General features: G+C 71.4%; 14 protein-coding genes. 8 read left to right on the top strand and 6 right to left on the bottom strand.

The window, feature by feature from the left end; all coding sequences use genetic code 11:
- Positions 1 to 17: 17 nt before the first annotated feature.
- The 5 genes from OHA64_RS06670 to OHA64_RS06650 are packed head-to-tail and all read left to right on the top strand — an operon-like array spanning position 18 to position 4,273.
- The gene (locus tag OHA64_RS06670) at positions 18 to 1,406 is read left to right on the top strand and encodes an L-fuconate dehydratase (protein ID WP_405609332.1); all 1,389 of its coding nucleotides are present in this window, start codon (positions 18 to 20) and stop codon (positions 1,404 to 1,406) included.
- Positions 1,403 to 2,158 carry an SDR family NAD(P)-dependent oxidoreductase gene (locus OHA64_RS06665; protein WP_405609329.1) on the top strand — a complete coding sequence of 252 codons (756 nt, stop codon included), beginning with the start codon at positions 1,403 to 1,405 and terminating at the stop codon, positions 2,156 to 2,158. Before OHA64_RS06670 ends, OHA64_RS06665 begins: the two co-directional genes overlap by 4 nt.
- Positions 2,155 to 3,141, top strand: a complete 987-nt coding sequence (locus OHA64_RS06660; RefSeq protein ID WP_405609326.1) for an aldo/keto reductase — start codon at positions 2,155 to 2,157, stop codon at positions 3,139 to 3,141. Before OHA64_RS06665 ends, OHA64_RS06660 begins: the two co-directional genes overlap by 4 nt.
- Positions 3,138 to 3,452 (top strand): L-rhamnose mutarotase, encoded by a 315-nt coding sequence (locus OHA64_RS06655; protein WP_405609323.1) that lies wholly within the window; start codon positions 3,138 to 3,140, stop codon positions 3,450 to 3,452. The genes OHA64_RS06660 and OHA64_RS06655 overlap by 4 nt, the downstream gene beginning before the upstream one ends.
- Entirely contained in the window at positions 3,449 to 4,273 is an 825-nt protein-coding gene (locus OHA64_RS06650) for an amidohydrolase family protein (RefSeq protein WP_405609320.1), read from the top strand. The genes OHA64_RS06655 and OHA64_RS06650 overlap by 4 nt, the downstream gene beginning before the upstream one ends.
- A gap of 34 nt (positions 4,274 to 4,307) precedes the next feature.
- Here the strand turns inward: OHA64_RS06650 and OHA64_RS06645 are convergent, their stop codons facing one another.
- A complete protein-coding gene (locus OHA64_RS06645; RefSeq protein WP_405609317.1) occupies positions 4,308 to 5,729 on the bottom strand; it encodes a lipase maturation factor family protein in 1,422 nt (473 codons plus the stop codon).
- Between the two features lie 305 nt (positions 5,730 to 6,034).
- On the opposite strand from OHA64_RS06645, the gene OHA64_RS06640 reads away from it, so the two are divergent.
- Positions 6,035 to 8,122: a SpoIIE family protein phosphatase gene (locus OHA64_RS06640; RefSeq protein WP_405609314.1), complete on the top strand. Its 2,088-nt coding sequence runs from the start codon at positions 6,035 to 6,037 to the stop codon at positions 8,120 to 8,122.
- A 31-nt stretch (positions 8,123 to 8,153) separates the two neighbouring features.
- Positions 8,154 to 9,017, top strand: a complete 864-nt coding sequence (locus OHA64_RS06635) for an Fpg/Nei family DNA glycosylase (RefSeq protein ID WP_405609311.1) — start codon at positions 8,154 to 8,156, stop codon at positions 9,015 to 9,017.
- A gap of 10 nt (positions 9,018 to 9,027) precedes the next feature.
- Here OHA64_RS06635 and OHA64_RS06630 read toward each other — a convergent pair whose 3' ends face one another.
- The 3 genes from OHA64_RS06630 to OHA64_RS06620 all read right to left on the bottom strand — a co-directional run bounded on the left by OHA64_RS06630 (position 9,028) and on the right by OHA64_RS06620 (position 11,032).
- Positions 9,028 to 9,684: a zf-HC2 domain-containing protein gene (locus OHA64_RS06630; RefSeq protein ID WP_405609308.1), complete on the bottom strand. Its 657-nt coding sequence runs from the start codon at positions 9,682 to 9,684 to the stop codon at positions 9,028 to 9,030.
- 150 nt (positions 9,685 to 9,834) lie between these two features.
- Positions 9,835 to 10,350, bottom strand: a complete 516-nt coding sequence (locus tag OHA64_RS06625) for a hypothetical protein (RefSeq protein ID WP_405609305.1) — start codon at positions 10,348 to 10,350, stop codon at positions 9,835 to 9,837.
- A 136-nt stretch (positions 10,351 to 10,486) separates the two neighbouring features.
- Positions 10,487 to 11,032 (bottom strand): sigma-70 family RNA polymerase sigma factor, encoded by a 546-nt coding sequence (locus tag OHA64_RS06620; protein WP_405623880.1) that lies wholly within the window; start codon positions 11,030 to 11,032, stop codon positions 10,487 to 10,489.
- Positions 11,033 to 11,310: 278 nt separating this feature from the next.
- Between OHA64_RS06620 and OHA64_RS06615 the strand changes: the two genes are divergently transcribed.
- Complete coding sequence (locus OHA64_RS06615) at positions 11,311 to 12,459, top strand: CapA family protein (protein ID WP_405609302.1); 1,149 nt, start codon at positions 11,311 to 11,313, stop codon at positions 12,457 to 12,459.
- Positions 12,460 to 12,469: 10 nt separating this feature from the next.
- Here OHA64_RS06615 and OHA64_RS06610 read toward each other — a convergent pair whose 3' ends face one another.
- Positions 12,470 to 12,931, bottom strand: a complete 462-nt coding sequence (locus OHA64_RS06610; RefSeq protein ID WP_405609299.1) for a universal stress protein — start codon at positions 12,929 to 12,931, stop codon at positions 12,470 to 12,472.
- A gap of 38 nt (positions 12,932 to 12,969) precedes the next feature.
- Entirely contained in the window at positions 12,970 to 13,875 is a 906-nt protein-coding gene (locus OHA64_RS06605) for a hypothetical protein (protein WP_405609296.1), read from the bottom strand.
- Positions 13,876 to 14,037: the final 162 nt, after the last annotated feature.

The following is a 14,037-nucleotide window of genomic DNA, read 5'->3' as shown; positions in this document are numbered from 1 at the left end:
CGACCGAAAGGCCCTCCGTGTCCCCGACGCCCGTCCGTATCACCGCGGTCGACACCTACGACATCCGTTTCCCCACCTCGCGCGAGCTCGACGGCTCCGACGCGATGAATCCCGACCCCGACTACTCGGCGGCGTACGTCGTGCTGCGCACGGACAGCGAGGACGCGGACGGCGGGCCGCAGGGGCACGGCTTCACCTTCACCATCGGGCGGGGCAACGACGTCCAGGTCGCCGCGATCCAGGCACTGCGCCACCACGTGATCGGACGGTCCGTCGACGAGCTGTGTGACGACCCGGGGTCGCTGTTCCGGGACCTGATCGGAGACAGCCAGCTGCGGTGGCTCGGCCCCGAGAAGGGCGTGATGCACATGGCGATCGGCGCGGTCACCAACGCCGTGTGGGACCTGGCGGCCAAGCGCGCCGACAAGCCGCTGTGGCGGTTGCTCGCCGAGGCCGACCCCGAATGGCTGGTCAGCCAGGTCGACTTCCGCTACCTCACCGACGCCCTCACGCCCGAGGAGGCGCTGGAACTGCTGCGCAGAGGCCGGGAAGGCGCCGCCGAGCGCACCACGAACCTGCTCGCCACCGGCTTCCCCGCCTACACCACCTCCCCGGGCTGGCTCGGCTACAGCGACGAGAAACTCACCCGCCTCGCCGCCCAGGCCGTGGCCGAGGGCTTCCGGCAGATCAAACTGAAGGTCGGCGCGGACCTCGACGACGACATACGGCGCTGCCGGGTCGCCCGCCATGTCGTCGGCCCCGACATCCGCATGGCGATCGACGCCAACCAGCGCTGGGACGTCGCCGAGGCGATCCGCTGGACCAAAGCCCTCGCCGAGTTCGACCCGTACTGGGTCGAGGAGCCCACCAGCCCCGACGACATCCTGGGCCACGCCGCCATCCGCCAGGCCGTGGCACCGGTCAAGGTCGCCACCGGCGAGCACGTGCAGAACCGGGTCGTCTTCAAGCAGCTCCTCCAGGCCGGCGCCGTCGACGTCGTCCAGATCGACGCGGCCCGGGTCGCGGGCGTCAACGAGAACCTCGCCGTCCTGCTGCTCGCGGCCAAGTTCGGCGTGCCGGTCTGCCCGCACGCGGGCGGTGTCGGCCTGTGCGAACTCGTCCAGCATCTGTCGATGTTCGACTACGTGTCGCTGTCCGGCACCACCGAGGACCGTGTGATCGAGTACGTGGACCATCTGCACGACCACTTCCTCGACCCGGTGGTGATCCGCGAAGGTCACTACACGGCACCCACCACTCCGGGTTTCTCGGCCGCCATGCGACCGGAGTCCCTGGCGCGGTACACCTTTCCCGACGGCGCCTTCTGGGCGGCCGACCTCAAGACGCAGCAGAACGCGGACAACGCATCCGGCAACACCCCCGACAAGAAGGGACAGGCGGCATGAGCGACTTCGAGGGCCTCAAGGCCCTGGTGACGGGCGGTGCCTCCGGCATCGGCCGGGCGACGGCCGAACTCCTGGCCTCCCGTGGCGCACAGGTCGCCGTACTCGACCTGGACCCGTCGTCGGTCGACAAGCCGCTGTTCGCCCACCGCGCCGACGTCACCGACGACGCCTCCGTACGGGCGGCGGTGACGGCAGCCGTCGCCGACCTCGGCGGACTGGACGTCGTGGTCAACAACGCGGGCATCGGCGCCCAGGGCACCGTCGAGGACAACGACGACGAGGAGTGGCACCGGGTCCTGGACGTCAACGTCGTCGGGATGGTCCGGGTGGCCCGTGCCGCCCTGCCCCACCTGCGGGAATCCACACACGCGGCGATCGTCAACACGTGCTCCATCGCGGCCACCGCGGGCCTGCCGCAGCGGGCGCTGTACAGCGCGACCAAGGGAGCCGTGTACTCCCTCACCCTCGCGATGGCCGCCGACCACGTCCGCGAGGGCATCCGCGTCAACTGCGTCAACCCCGGCACGGCGGACACCCCGTGGATCGGCCGGCTGCTGTCCAAGGCCGCCGACCCGGCCGCCGAACGCGCCGCCCTGGAGGCCCGCCAGCCCTCCGGCCGCCTGGTGAGCGCCGACGAGGTCGCGAGCGCGATCGCCTACCTGGCGAGTCCGCTGTCCGGCGCCACCACCGGTACGTCGCTCGCCGTGGACGGTGGCATGCAGGGCCTGCGGCTGCGACCGGCGGGCCAGTGAGCACGCTAGGCCGAAGCGGTGTCGAGGTCAGCGCCCTGGCCTTCGGCGCCGCCGCCATCGGCAACCTCTTCACCGAGGTCGGCGAGGAGCAGGCGCACGAGGCCGTGACCGCCGCCTGGCAGCGCGGGGTGCGCTACTTCGACACCGCCCCGCACTACGGCCTCGGCCTGTCCGAACGCCGGCTCGGAGCGGCCCTGCGCGCGTACCCCCGCGCGCGGTACACGGTCTCGACGAAGGTGGGCCGCCGTCTGGAACCGTCGTCGGCACCGGGCGACGACCTCGCCAACGGCTTCGCGGTCCCCGCCACCCACCGCCGCGTCTGGGACTTCACCGCCGACGGTGTACGACGCACCCTGGAGGCGAGCCTGGAGCGGCTCGGCCTCGACCGCGTCGACCTCGTCTACCTGCACGACCCCGACGACCATGCCGAACAGGCCTTCCGGGAGGGCTATCCGGCCCTGGAGAAGCTCCGTTCGGACGGTGTGGTCGGCGCGATCGGCGTGGGCATGAACCAGGCCGGGATGCTCACCCGCTTCGTCCGTGACACCGACGTCGACGTGGTGCTGTGCGCCGGCCGCTACACCCTGCTCGACCAGCACGCGCTCGCCGAACTGCTCCCGGCCGCCGTGGCACGCGGCACCTCCGTCGTCATCGGCGGCGCCTTCAACTCCGGGCTCCTGGCGGGCCCCAGGCCCGGGGCGACGTACAACTACGCCCAGGCACCGGCCGAAGTGCTGGACCGGGCCCTGCGCCTGAAATCCGTCGCCGACCGCCACGGCACCACCCTGCGGGCCGCCGCCCTGGCCTTCTGCGCCGCCCCCGAGGCGGTCGCGAGCGTCCTCGTCGGTGTCCGCTCGGCGGCCGAGGTCCACGACTGCGCCGACCAGTTCGCGGCCCAGGTGCCCACCGCCTTCTGGCAGGAACTGCGTGACACCGGCCTCCTGCCCGCCGACGCCCCCGTCCCCGCCGGAGAACCGTCATGAGAGTCGCCCTGCACACCAAGGTCCGCGCCGACCGGATCGACGAGTACGAGGCCGCCCACCGCGAGGTCCCGGTCGAACTGACCGACGCGATCCGCGCCGCCGGAGCCACCTCCTGGACGATCTGGCGCAGCGGCACCGACCTCTTCCACGTCCTGGAGTGCGAGGACTACGCCCGCCTCCTGGCCGAACTGGAGAAGCTCCCGGTCAACGTCGCCTGGCAGACCCGCATGGGCCGGCTGCTGGACGTGGTGCACGACTACTCCGGCGACGGCGCCGACGCCGGCCTGCCCGTCGTGTGGGAGCTGCCGTGACCGTGGACGCGCACCACCACGTGTGGGACCTGTCCGTACGGGACCAGGACTGGATCGAGGAACACAGCCCGCTGCGGCGGGACTTCACGGTGGCGGACCTCCGGCCCGAGACCGGTGCGGCCGGAGTCGACCGCACCGTCCTCGTCCAGACCGTCACCGTCGCCGAGGAGACCCCGGAGTTCCTCGCCCTCGCGGCCGACCACGAGCTGATCGCGGCCGTCGTCGGCTGGACCGACCTCACCCGCCCCGACGTCGCCGACGAGCTGGCCCGGCTGCGGGAACTCCCCGGCGGGCAGTACCTCAAGGGCATCCGGCACCAGGTCCAGGGCGAGCCGGACCCGGAGTGGCTGCTGCGGGCGGACGTACGGCGAGGCCTCGCGGCCGTCGCCGACGCCGGACTCGTCTACGACCTCGTGGTGCTGCCCCACCAGCTCCCGGCCTGCGCCAAGGCGGCGGCCGCCCTGCCCGAACTCACCTTCGTCCTCGACCACTTGGGCAAACCGCCCATCGCCTCCGGCGCCCTCGAACCCTGGGCGGGTGACGTCCGCGCCCTCGCCGCCCTGCCGAACACCGTCTGCAAGCTCTCCGGCATGGTCACCGAGGCGGACGCCGACTCGTGGACCGCCGCCGACCTGCGCCCGTACGCCGAGGTGGTGTTGAACGCCTTCGGCCCCCACCGGCTGATGTTCGGCTCGGACTGGCCGGTGTGCACGCTCGCGGCGACCTACGGCGAAGTGCTGGACGTGGCGGTCCGGTTGACCGACCCCGCCGATCGCACCCGGATCTTCGAGACCACCGCCACCCGCGTCTACGGCCTCTGAGACACCCGCTCCAGAACCTGCGAGCCCCGCGCGGCTACGACCTGTGGGACACCCCCGTCAGCCGGGTCGGCGGCAGGTACTCGCGTACGTACGTCCGCTCCCAGCACGCGCCCGTCTCCCGCAGCTCACGCCAGGTCGTGAAGCGGTAGCGGAAGAGGCGGGCGCGGACGTAGCGGGGCGGGGCGTCGGACGGGAACGGGGAGCGGCGCAGCAGCCTCAGGGTGTCGCGGTCGTTCTCCAGCAGCCGTTCCACCATGGCCCCGAACCAGGTCCCGGCGTAGGCGGGCGACAGCGCGGCGAACCACATCATCCAGTCGAGCCGCAGATGGTACGGCGCGAACTGGCGCGGCCAGCGCCGGGGATCGCCCGGCTTGCCCTTGAACTCGTACTCCAGCCAGTCGGAGTCCTCGCGCGGTGCGTCGTCCGCCGTGCCCTCGACGACCACCTCGTAGCGGATCCGGCTGACGCTGCCGAACGCCCCGTAGGTGTTGACCAGATGGAGCGGGTCGAAGGAGCGGTTCATGACCTGGCGCCGGGAGAGCATGTTGCGGACCGGCTGGTAGCTCAGGCCCACCAGCAGCGCGGCGACGGCGAGCACCACCACCTCGTACCAGACGGGCGGCCCCGCCACCGACGGCGGATCGGCGGGAAACTCCACCGCCGACAGCGCCAGCACGATGGTGATCCAGTTCAGCCACGAGAAGTTGCCCGACAGCACCAGCCACAGCTGCGTCAGGACCATCAGCGAGGCCGCCGCCGTGGCGATCGGCTGCGGGGTGAACAGCAGCACGGGCACGACGAGTTGGGTGACATGGTTCGCGGCCACCTCCACCCGGTGCAGGGGGCGGGGCAGTCGGTGGAAGAACCAGCTCAACGGCCCCGGCATCGGCTGTGTCTCGTGGTGGAAGTCGAGGCAGGTCAGCTTGCGCCAGCACGCGTCACCGCGCATCTTGATCAGACCCGCGCCGAACTCCACCCGGAACAGGATCCAGCGCAGCAGGAACAGCACGACGATCGGTGGGGCCACCTCGTCGTTGCCGAGGAAGACGGAGAGGAAGCCGACCTCCAGAAGCAGGGACTCCCACCCGAAGCCGTACCAGGTCTGGCCGACGTTCACGATCGACAGGTACAGCGCCCAGGGGAGCGCCCACAGGGCCATCGCGGCCCCCAACGGCAGCCGGGAGTCCAAGCCCGCCAGCAGCGCCGCGGACACCGCGCAGCCCGCCCAGGCCGAGGCCGCGAAGAAGCGGTCCGAGTAGTGCAGGTGGAAGAGCGCCGGAGCCCGTCTGAACGGCACCCGCTCCAGATACCGGGGCACCGGCAGCATCCCGCGCTCCCCGATCAGCGCCCGGAACTGCAGGGCCGCCGTCAGGAACGCCACGAGGTACACCCCGGCCAGAGCCCGCTGGAAGACCAGCCGGCTCATCCAGTACTCCGGTGCGGTGAACCAGTCCACGGATGTGCGCTCTCCTCTCCATCTCGCGCCGAACACCCACGCGCCGAACGTCTGCGTGACGCCCCGTGTACCTCTCTTGTGCTCGCGTACCCCGATCGAGTGAAGCAGAGGCTCCCCGACAGGCCGACCTGACCGACCCGCAAGCGCCCCCGAGCGCAGGAGCCACTCCCGGACGGGCCCGGCACCTCCCCGGGGGCAAGCGCCCTCCACAGCCCCACCGGGGTCTTCGGCAGCTGACGAACAGACCTTGAAACCGGCACCCCACCTCGGTCGAAGAATCGGGCAAATGCTGGCAAGGTGGCCCCATGGTTGATCGGGGAGCGAGCGCCCTGTCACTCCCGGACGACTGGCCCGCCCACCCGGATCCGATCCTGGCGCTCAACCGCATGGGCAGTTTCGACTGGGATCTGGACACGGGTCTGTTCCACATGGACGCTCAGGCCCACGAGGTCTTCGACCTGCGCCCCGACGAATACGACGGCTTCCCCGCCTCCCTCCTGATCCGGGTCCCGCGCGCGGAGGCCCACCGAATCGACGCCGTGGTCGCGCAGGCCATGAAGGACGGCAGCGAGAACTACGGCGCCTACTTCCGGCTCCGCTGCCGGGACGGCTCACTGCGCTGGACCCACACCCAGGGCTACATCCGGCGGGACCCGACGGGCCGTCCGCGCCGCATCGTCGGCATCGTCCGGGAAGCGACCCAGGAGCTCAGCGAGCTCGAGGCCCGCCGCGACCGGGCAGCCCAGGACGAGGCGCGGCGCCACCGGACCAGCGTCGTGCAGCTGGCCACCGCCGCACTGGCGCACGCCCGCACGGTCGACGACGTGATCGACGTCCTCAGGGACACCCACGGACTCACCCACCTCGGCGCCACCAGCCTGGTCTTCGGACTGGTCGAGGCCGGCCGGATCCGTATGGTGGCCGAGGGCCCCGAGGGCAGCTTCGTCCCCGGCACCGACATCACCCGGATCGACGAGCCGTACCCGATGAGCGAGGTCGTCCGCACCCTCAGCCCCCGCTTCATCGAATCGCCGGAGGAGTTCGCCGAGCGCTATCCGATCCTCTGGCCGCACCTCACCGGCCTGAACATCTCCGCGGCCGCCTATCTGCCGCTCATCGCCGAGGCCCGCCCGATCGGTGCCATGGGCCTGCTCTACAGCGACCGGCGCGGCTTCTCGCCGGAGGACCGCAACGTCCTCGTCGCCCTCGGCAGCAGCATCGCCCAGAGCCTGCAACGGGCCATGCTCTTCGAGCAGGAGAAGGACCTCGCCACCGGCCTCCAGCAGGCCATGCTGCCGCGCACCATCCCCAGCGTCCCCGGCGCCGACCTGGCCGTCCGCTACCGCGCCGCGACCGCCGGAGGTTCACCCGGCCGGGACATCGGCGGCGACTGGTACGACCTCATCCCGCTGCCGGGCGGCCGCGTCGGCGCCGTCATCGGTGACGTCCAGGGCCACGACACGCACGCCGCCGCCGTCATGGGCCAGCTGCGCATCGTCCTCAGGGCCTACGCCGCCGAGGGCCACCCCCCGGCCACCGTGATGGCCCGCGCCTCGGTCTTCCTGCACGAACTCGACACGGACCGCTTCGCGACCTGCCTGTACGCCGAGGCCGACCTGGCCACCGGCGTGGTCCAGGTGGTCCGGGCCGGCCACATCGACCCGCTGATCCGGCATTCCGACGGCAGTTGCCGCCGCGTCCCGGTCGAGGGCGGTCTGCCCCTTGGCCTGTCCGCGGAGTTCCAACGCCTCGAATACCCGGTGGCCACCGTCGAACTCGACCCCGGTCACACCCTGCTGCTGTGCACCGACGGCCTCGTCGAACAGCCCGGCGCCGACCTGGACGACGGCATGCGGACCCTCGCGGCCCTCATCGCCACCGGCCCGCAGGACGTCCAGGACCTCGCCGACCGGCTCATCGACGTGGTCGAGGACCGCCGCGGCGACGACGACGTCGCGCTGCTCCTGCTGCGCCGCCGCGGCCTGGAAACGCCCCGGTCCGGCGGTCGGCTCCGGCAGCATGTGGCGCCCGGCGACCCCGAGGCGCTGGCCGAGGCCCGGCACATGGTCCGCGCGGCCGTCGCCGCCTGGGGCGCCCGTGACCGGTCCGACGAGATCGAACTCGTCGCCGACGAACTGATCACCAACGCCCTGATGCACACCGAGGGTTCGGCGATCGTCACCCTCAGGGCCTACACCGGCAGCGACCGCTGTCTGCGCGTCGAGGTCGAGGACTCCTCCAGCGCCCTGCCCCGCCGCCGTGAGGCGGGCGAGTCGGGTGTCTCCGGGCGGGGTCTGCTCCTCGTCGACCTGCTCACCGACGTGTGGGGTGTGGAGGCACGCGGCGGCGGCAAATGCGTGTGGTGCGAGTTCGTGATGCCGGAGCTGACCTGAGCACTCCGGTGTCGGGTGGCACTCTGGACGTATGCCGGAACTTCCCGAGGTCGAAGCGCTCAAGGACTTCCTGACCGAGCACGTGGTCGGCCACGAGATCGTCCGGGCGCTGCCCGTCGCGATCAGCGTCCTGAAGACCTACGACCCTCCGCTCACCGCGGTCGAGGGCCACGAGGTCACCGCCGTGCACCGGTACGGCAAGTTCCTCGACCTCGTCACCGACGGCGGCCCGCACCTCGTCACCCACCTGGCCCGCGCGGGCTGGCTGCACTGGAAGGACAAGCTCCCGGACGGCCCGCCCCGCCCCGGCAAAGGCCCCCTGGCCCTGCGTGTCGCCCTGGAGACCGGTGCCGGCTTCGACCTGACCGAGGCGGGCACCCAGAAGCGTCTCGCGGTGTACGTCGTCCAGGACCCGCAGGAGGTACCCGGGGTGGCCCGTCTCGGCCCGGACCCGCTCGCCGACGACTTCGACGAGGCCCGCCTCGCCGCGCTGCTGAAGGGCGAGCGGCGCCAGCTCAAGGGCGCGCTGCGCGACCAGGGTCTGATCGCCGGCGTCGGCAACGCGTACAGCGACGAGATCCTGCACGCGGCGAAGATGTCCCCCTTCAAACCGACCTCATCGCTCACCCCACAGGAGACCACGAGGCTGTACGAGGCCCTGCGCACCACCCTCACCGAGGCGATCGAGCGTTCCCGCGGGGTGGCGGCCGGCCGCCTGAAGTCCGAGAAGAAGAGCGGCCTGCGCGTCCACGGCCGTACCGGCGAGCCCTGCCCGGTGTGCGGCGAGACCATCCGCGAGGTCTCCTTCAGCGACTCCTCTCTCCAGTACTGCCCCACCTGCCAGACCGGCGGCAAACCCCTTGCCGACCGCCGGCTGTCCAGGCTGCTGAAGTAGGGAGGAGAGGTCAGGGGGATTTGAGCGTCACCAGGTGCTCCCCGGCGCTTGTGCGCACCTCGTAGTGGTCGATCTGGTCGCTGTGCATGGACGAGCCGCCGTGCATGGTGTTCGGCCTGGCGTCGTGGCGAGGGACGCTCCAGGTGGTCACGGTCTGTTCCGAGCCGTCCACGCCGATGGCGATCAGGCGGCAGGAGCGGGGCCCCGCACCGTCCTTGATCTTCAGCTCCACGTCGCTGCCCCAGGCCTCGTCCTCGGTGGTGACCTGCGCCCAGACGCCCGACCGCTCGTCGGTCGCGGTCACCCGCACGCCGCTGTCCCGGGCGGCGCCGCTCGCCATCATCGCGATCCCGGACCCGGCCACCGCGAACACCACCGACGCGGCCACCGCGTACAGCACGCGCCGACGCCGTGCCCGGTGCCGGGCCGCGACCTCGCCGAGCAGCCGGTCCAGCAACCGGGGGCCCGGCTGGGCCATGGGATGGACGACACGCGGGGTCGCCCGCCGGTAGAGCATCATCTGGCGGGTGATGGGCCCGAACTCCGTCACGTGTGCCGCACAGCGGGGGCACTCCATGAGGTGGTCCTCGAAGCGGAAGGCGTCCGCCTCGTCCAGCACGCCGAGCGCGTACGCGCCGACGTCGCGATGCCTCTCCAGGGACCTCATGCCGAATCCTCGTGCCGTTGGGTGCGGGTGGGGTTACTCCGTGCTCCCATCCGTACGCACCAGCCAGCCGAATCATTCAAGGCGCTTACCGAATCGTAACCAAGGGGTTCGGAGCGGCCGGGCCCGAGGATTGGTCCAAGTCGAAACGAATTAAAAAAGATGGATCGCGAGGTGTCCCAGAGGCAACCCGAGCTGCCACGCGGGCGTCCATACCTTAGGCCCTTCGTCCTCTCCGGCCACCGCACCGCCGCCCGGCACCGCGTTCAGATCGGGCGCGAGCAGCTCGGTCTCCTCCAGCCAGCGCCAGGCCGCCCGCGCCAGTTCCAGGTCCGGCGCCGGACCGCCCACGGCGACCACCTCGGCGGTGACTGCGGCCATCCGCTCGCTCACCCAGTCCTGCCACGGCTGGTCGTACGCCGTCAGTGACAGCCAGTTCTCCAACTGGGAGACGACCTGGATGCCGGACAGCTCACGGTCGGTGTCGGACAGGTAGATGGTCAGCGCCAGCGCGTCCCGTCCGGCACGGAACTCGAAGGACGTCGGTGGCATCAGATCGCCGGAGCGCAGCAGCTCGTCGGCGATGTACTCGGCGTACAACCAGGCCATGGGGACGGTGAGTTCGCCCTCGCCGGCGCCGTCCGTGCTCTCTTGACCTCTGTGCAGCATCCCTTCCTGCCTTCCTCCGGTGCGTGCGCGTCGCCCGTTGCCGGGTCCTCAGTCCGGAACACGGATAGGGACACTCGATTACTCAACCGGGGTCAGCGGCAAGGCGCTTTACGGAGGTTTGACTCAGCCATTGGTTTCACCGCAGGTCGGTCGCGTATCCCGGAAGCACCCGGCGCAGGGCGCGCAGCGCGTAGTACGCGCGGGACTTCACCGTACCGGGTGGAATTCCGAGGACTTCGGCTGTTTCCGCCACACTCGCCCCCTGGAAATACACCAGCACCAGGACTTCACGGTGCTCCGGAGTGAGTGTCTTCACAGCCTCGCGGACATCGAGAGTCGCTGCCGCCCGCTCGGCGTGGTCGGCACACACCCGCGCGTTCTCCAGGACGGCGTCGCCGACCTCGGGCGGCCGCGCCTGCCGGGCCCGCCGTGCGTCGATCGCGAGCCGCCTGCCCACCGTGAGCAGCCAGGGCCGTACGGACTCGAAATCGTCGGCGCGCAGCGCCTCGGGATGCTGCCAGGCGCGTACGAGGGTTTCCTGGACGAGGTCCTCGGCGCGCTGTCGGTCGCCGTCACAGAGCCGGAGCAACAGCGCGAAGAGGGGCCGGCCGTGCTCCCGCTGCAGTGCGGCGAGCTCGTGCTCGGCGGTCGTCCCGTTCATGAGTGTGATTCCGGCCGTCATGGCCGTATGGCACAGCAGGGGGCCGTTTCTGGACAGGGCGGGCGCACAGGTCTGCGGCGGACGGTCGATCGCGTCGACGAACGGTTCGATGAACGGTTCCCTCCGCATGGACCGCGCGGTCCTCTCCGCGCGTCGCCACGGTCCTCCGTATCGCCCGGGTGGGCCCCTCCCCGCCGTTCGCGCGCTCCGGACGGGCTAAGAGGGCGGGCGGGCTGTTTGCGGGCGACTCCACCTTCGTACCTATTCGTAGGTAAATATGATCACAGTGGGGTGAGCCGATGATTGCACGCAGACAACAGGTTGCCCTGGCCCTGACGGCCCTGCTCACGGCGGGCGCCGCCTGCCAGGCCGAGGGCCACGCCCCGTCCGCCGGACATCCGGCGCCGTCCGCCGCCGGCCGCGGCTTCACACTCGTCGCCTCCGGCGACGTCCTCCCGCACAGCTCCATCATCGACCGGGCACGCTCCGACGCGGGCGGCACCGGCTACGACTTCCGCCCGATGCTCGCCGGGATCCAACCGGTCGTCTCCCGCGCCGATCTGGCGCTGTGTCACATGGAGACCGTCTACGGCGCGAACGGCGACTACACCGGCTACCCGACCTTCAAGTCCCCGCCCCAAGTGGCGAAGGCCCTCGCCACCACCGGCTACGACGGCTGCTCCACCGCCTCCAACCACAGCCTCGACGACGGTGCCGACGGCATCCGCCGCACCCTGGACGCCCTCGACCGCGCCGGTGTCCGGCACGCCGGCACGGCCCGCGCCGAGGTCGAGGCCCGTACGGTCACCGTGCTGCGCGCCGACCGGGCGCAGGTCGCCCATCTCTCCTACACCTACGACACGAACGGCTTCCCGCTCCCGCAGGGACAGCCCTGGGCCGTCAACCTGATCGACGAGAAACGGATCGTGGCCGACGCCCGGGCGGCCCGGAAGGCCGGCGCCGACGTGGTCGTCGTGTCCGTGCACTGGGGCACCGAATGGCAGGACACGCCCGACGAACGGCAACTGTCCCTGGCCCGTGCGCTCACCGCGGCCCGCACCGGCCAACGCCCCGACATCGACCTGATCCTCGGCACCCACGCGCACGTGCCGCAGGCGTACGAGAAAGTCAACGGCACCTGGGTCGTCTACGGGATGGGCGACCAGATCGCCGGAGCGACGTACAACCACGAGGGCGCGCAGGACCCGCGCGGCAACCAGTCCACCCTCGGCCGTTTCACCTTCGCGCCGCCCGAGCGGAAGGGGCAGCGCTGGCGGGTCACGAAGGCGGAGTTCGTCCCGCAGTTGTTCGACGTCGACGCGGGGCGGGTGGTGAACCTCAACGAGGCGCTCGCCACCGGCGCCGACGTGCGCGCCGTGCGCGACCGCATCCGGACCGTGGTCCTGAGCCGGGGCGCCGCGCAGGACGGGCTCGCGATGGGCCGGTAGGCCTTGCCCACTACGGCACCACCGTCACCGGCCACCGCCCCGCCTTCACGAGCCGCACCGCGACCGAGCCGACGATCCGGTGGCCGGCCTGCTCGGAGGCGCCCACCACCACCGCGTCCGCCGTCAACTCGTCCGCCGCCTTCACCAGGCCGTTGTAGGGGTCGCCGCGGAAGGTGTGGAACTCCCAGCGGACGTCGAATATCCCCCGGGTCCGCTCGGCCGCCTCCCGGATCTGCGTCACGAGGTCCTCGGCGATCTCGTCCGTGGTCGCGGCCACCGGGGCGCCGAGCGCCGCGCCCGAGGCGAGCACCGGCTGCACGTACACGACGGCGAGCAGGGCGTGCTGGCGCCGGGCCAGACCACCGGCGTACGCCGCGGCCCGGAACGAGGAGTCGGATCCGTCGACGCCGACCACGATGACCTTGGGCCCGTCGGTGCCCCGCTCGAACTGGTGCGAGTGCTGTTCCATCACGGCAGCGAGGCTATCGGAAAGCGCAGGTCCCACCGTTCCTAAAGACTGAGCGGGAGTGGGTTCTGTTGCCAGGACTCGTGCTCAGCCGGGTGCTCCGAACGGTGTTGGGCACCCTGGTCGCCCGCTTTCGCTCCACGGTCCGGCGGCGCGCATCCGGTGCGCGGTCCGGGAAGGTGGGGGCGGGTTTCCTCACGCCGCCGGGCTTCCGGTCGGGCCTGGGCGGCTCGATGCCCACGACGATCACTCTGGTCGTCGTGGGGCGGTGCCGTCCTCCCCCAGTGCCTTAAGGGCCTGGGAGGTGCCCCCAGCCTGATCGGGTGTCCGAGGGCGCGTCGTCCGACCGCGATGCTCGCGGCATCGTGCCGGGAAACCTTACGAGTCGGTGTGGTCAGTGGTCTCTGCCAGTGCTGGGCACCCCACCGGCTCGTGTAGCGCACCACCCGAACCCGACCCGCCACCCAGTCCGCCTCCACTCTCGCGAGGCGGTCCTTCAGGGTCTGCAGGCGGCGGGACTTGGCATGCCACACACCGCGCGAGGCATCCCCGCGCAGCAGCCCGGCCCGCTTGTTGGCCTTGGCGCCCAGCGGCCGGCCCAACCGCGCCTCCACTACCGCGATCTGAGTACGCAGCCAGGCCATGTGGGCGCCCTGCCCACGCCTCGCCAGCGCCCACTGGTCATGCGTGGCCTTGGTGATACTGCCCGCCCAACGCGCCGACGACCTCCCCGTCAGCTCCCGCTTACGCACCGCCCACCCGGCCGCATCATGCGTCACACCCTGCCGTGAGCGCTCCGCGAGATCACCCGCCAACAGCGAACTCAGGAACATCCCCACCTCTGCGAGGACCGCCGCGTCCGACTCGCTCACCCGCAGCCGGTCCCTGATCGCCACCCCAGCCGGGCCGGGCACCACGAACGATGCCGCCAACTCCCGCAGCCCACCCATCCGTTCACCCCCACCCGGCCGAAGACCCCGTCACCGCAGTCAACGAGCACCACCCACAAAGGTCACCCATTCGACTCAGGAACTCCCGTTCCCCACAGGCGGGCGAAGCGCAGAACACCCCTTGGCAGCAGAGAACACCCCCAGCGCACCGCGGACGACCGG

The organism is Streptomyces sp. NBC_00076 (assembly GCF_045041235.1).
GTDB lineage: Bacteria > Actinomycetota > Actinomycetes > Streptomycetales > Streptomycetaceae > Streptomyces.
Note: the sequence above shows the minus strand (reverse complement) of the source record. Positions and strands in the feature narration are given on the sequence as shown.

Coding starts and splice junctions, on each gene's coding strand:
- OHA64_RS06665 (WP_405609329.1), top strand. CDS start 1,403: ATGAGCGACTTCGAGGGCCTCAAGGCCCTGGTGACGGGCGGTGCCTCC.
- OHA64_RS06655 (WP_405609323.1), top strand. CDS start 3,138: ATGAGAGTCGCCCTGCACACCAAGGTCCGCGCCGACCGGATCGACGAG.
- OHA64_RS06640 (WP_405609314.1), top strand. CDS start 6,035: ATGGTTGATCGGGGAGCGAGCGCCCTGTCACTCCCGGACGACTGGCCC.
- OHA64_RS06635 (WP_405609311.1), top strand. CDS start 8,154: ATGCCGGAACTTCCCGAGGTCGAAGCGCTCAAGGACTTCCTGACCGAG.
- OHA64_RS06630 (WP_405609308.1), bottom strand. CDS start 9,684: ATGAGGTCCCTGGAGAGGCATCGCGACGTCGGCGCGTACGCGCTCGGC.
- OHA64_RS06625 (WP_405609305.1), bottom strand. CDS start 10,350: ATGCTGCACAGAGGTCAAGAGAGCACGGACGGCGCCGGCGAGGGCGAA.
- OHA64_RS06620 (WP_405623880.1), bottom strand. CDS start 11,032: ATGACGGCCGGAATCACACTCATGAACGGGACGACCGCCGAGCACGAG.
- OHA64_RS06615 (WP_405609302.1), top strand. CDS start 11,311: ATGATTGCACGCAGACAACAGGTTGCCCTGGCCCTGACGGCCCTGCTC.
- OHA64_RS06605 (WP_405609296.1), bottom strand. CDS start 13,875: ATGGGTGGGCTGCGGGAGTTGGCGGCATCGTTCGTGGTGCCCGGCCCG.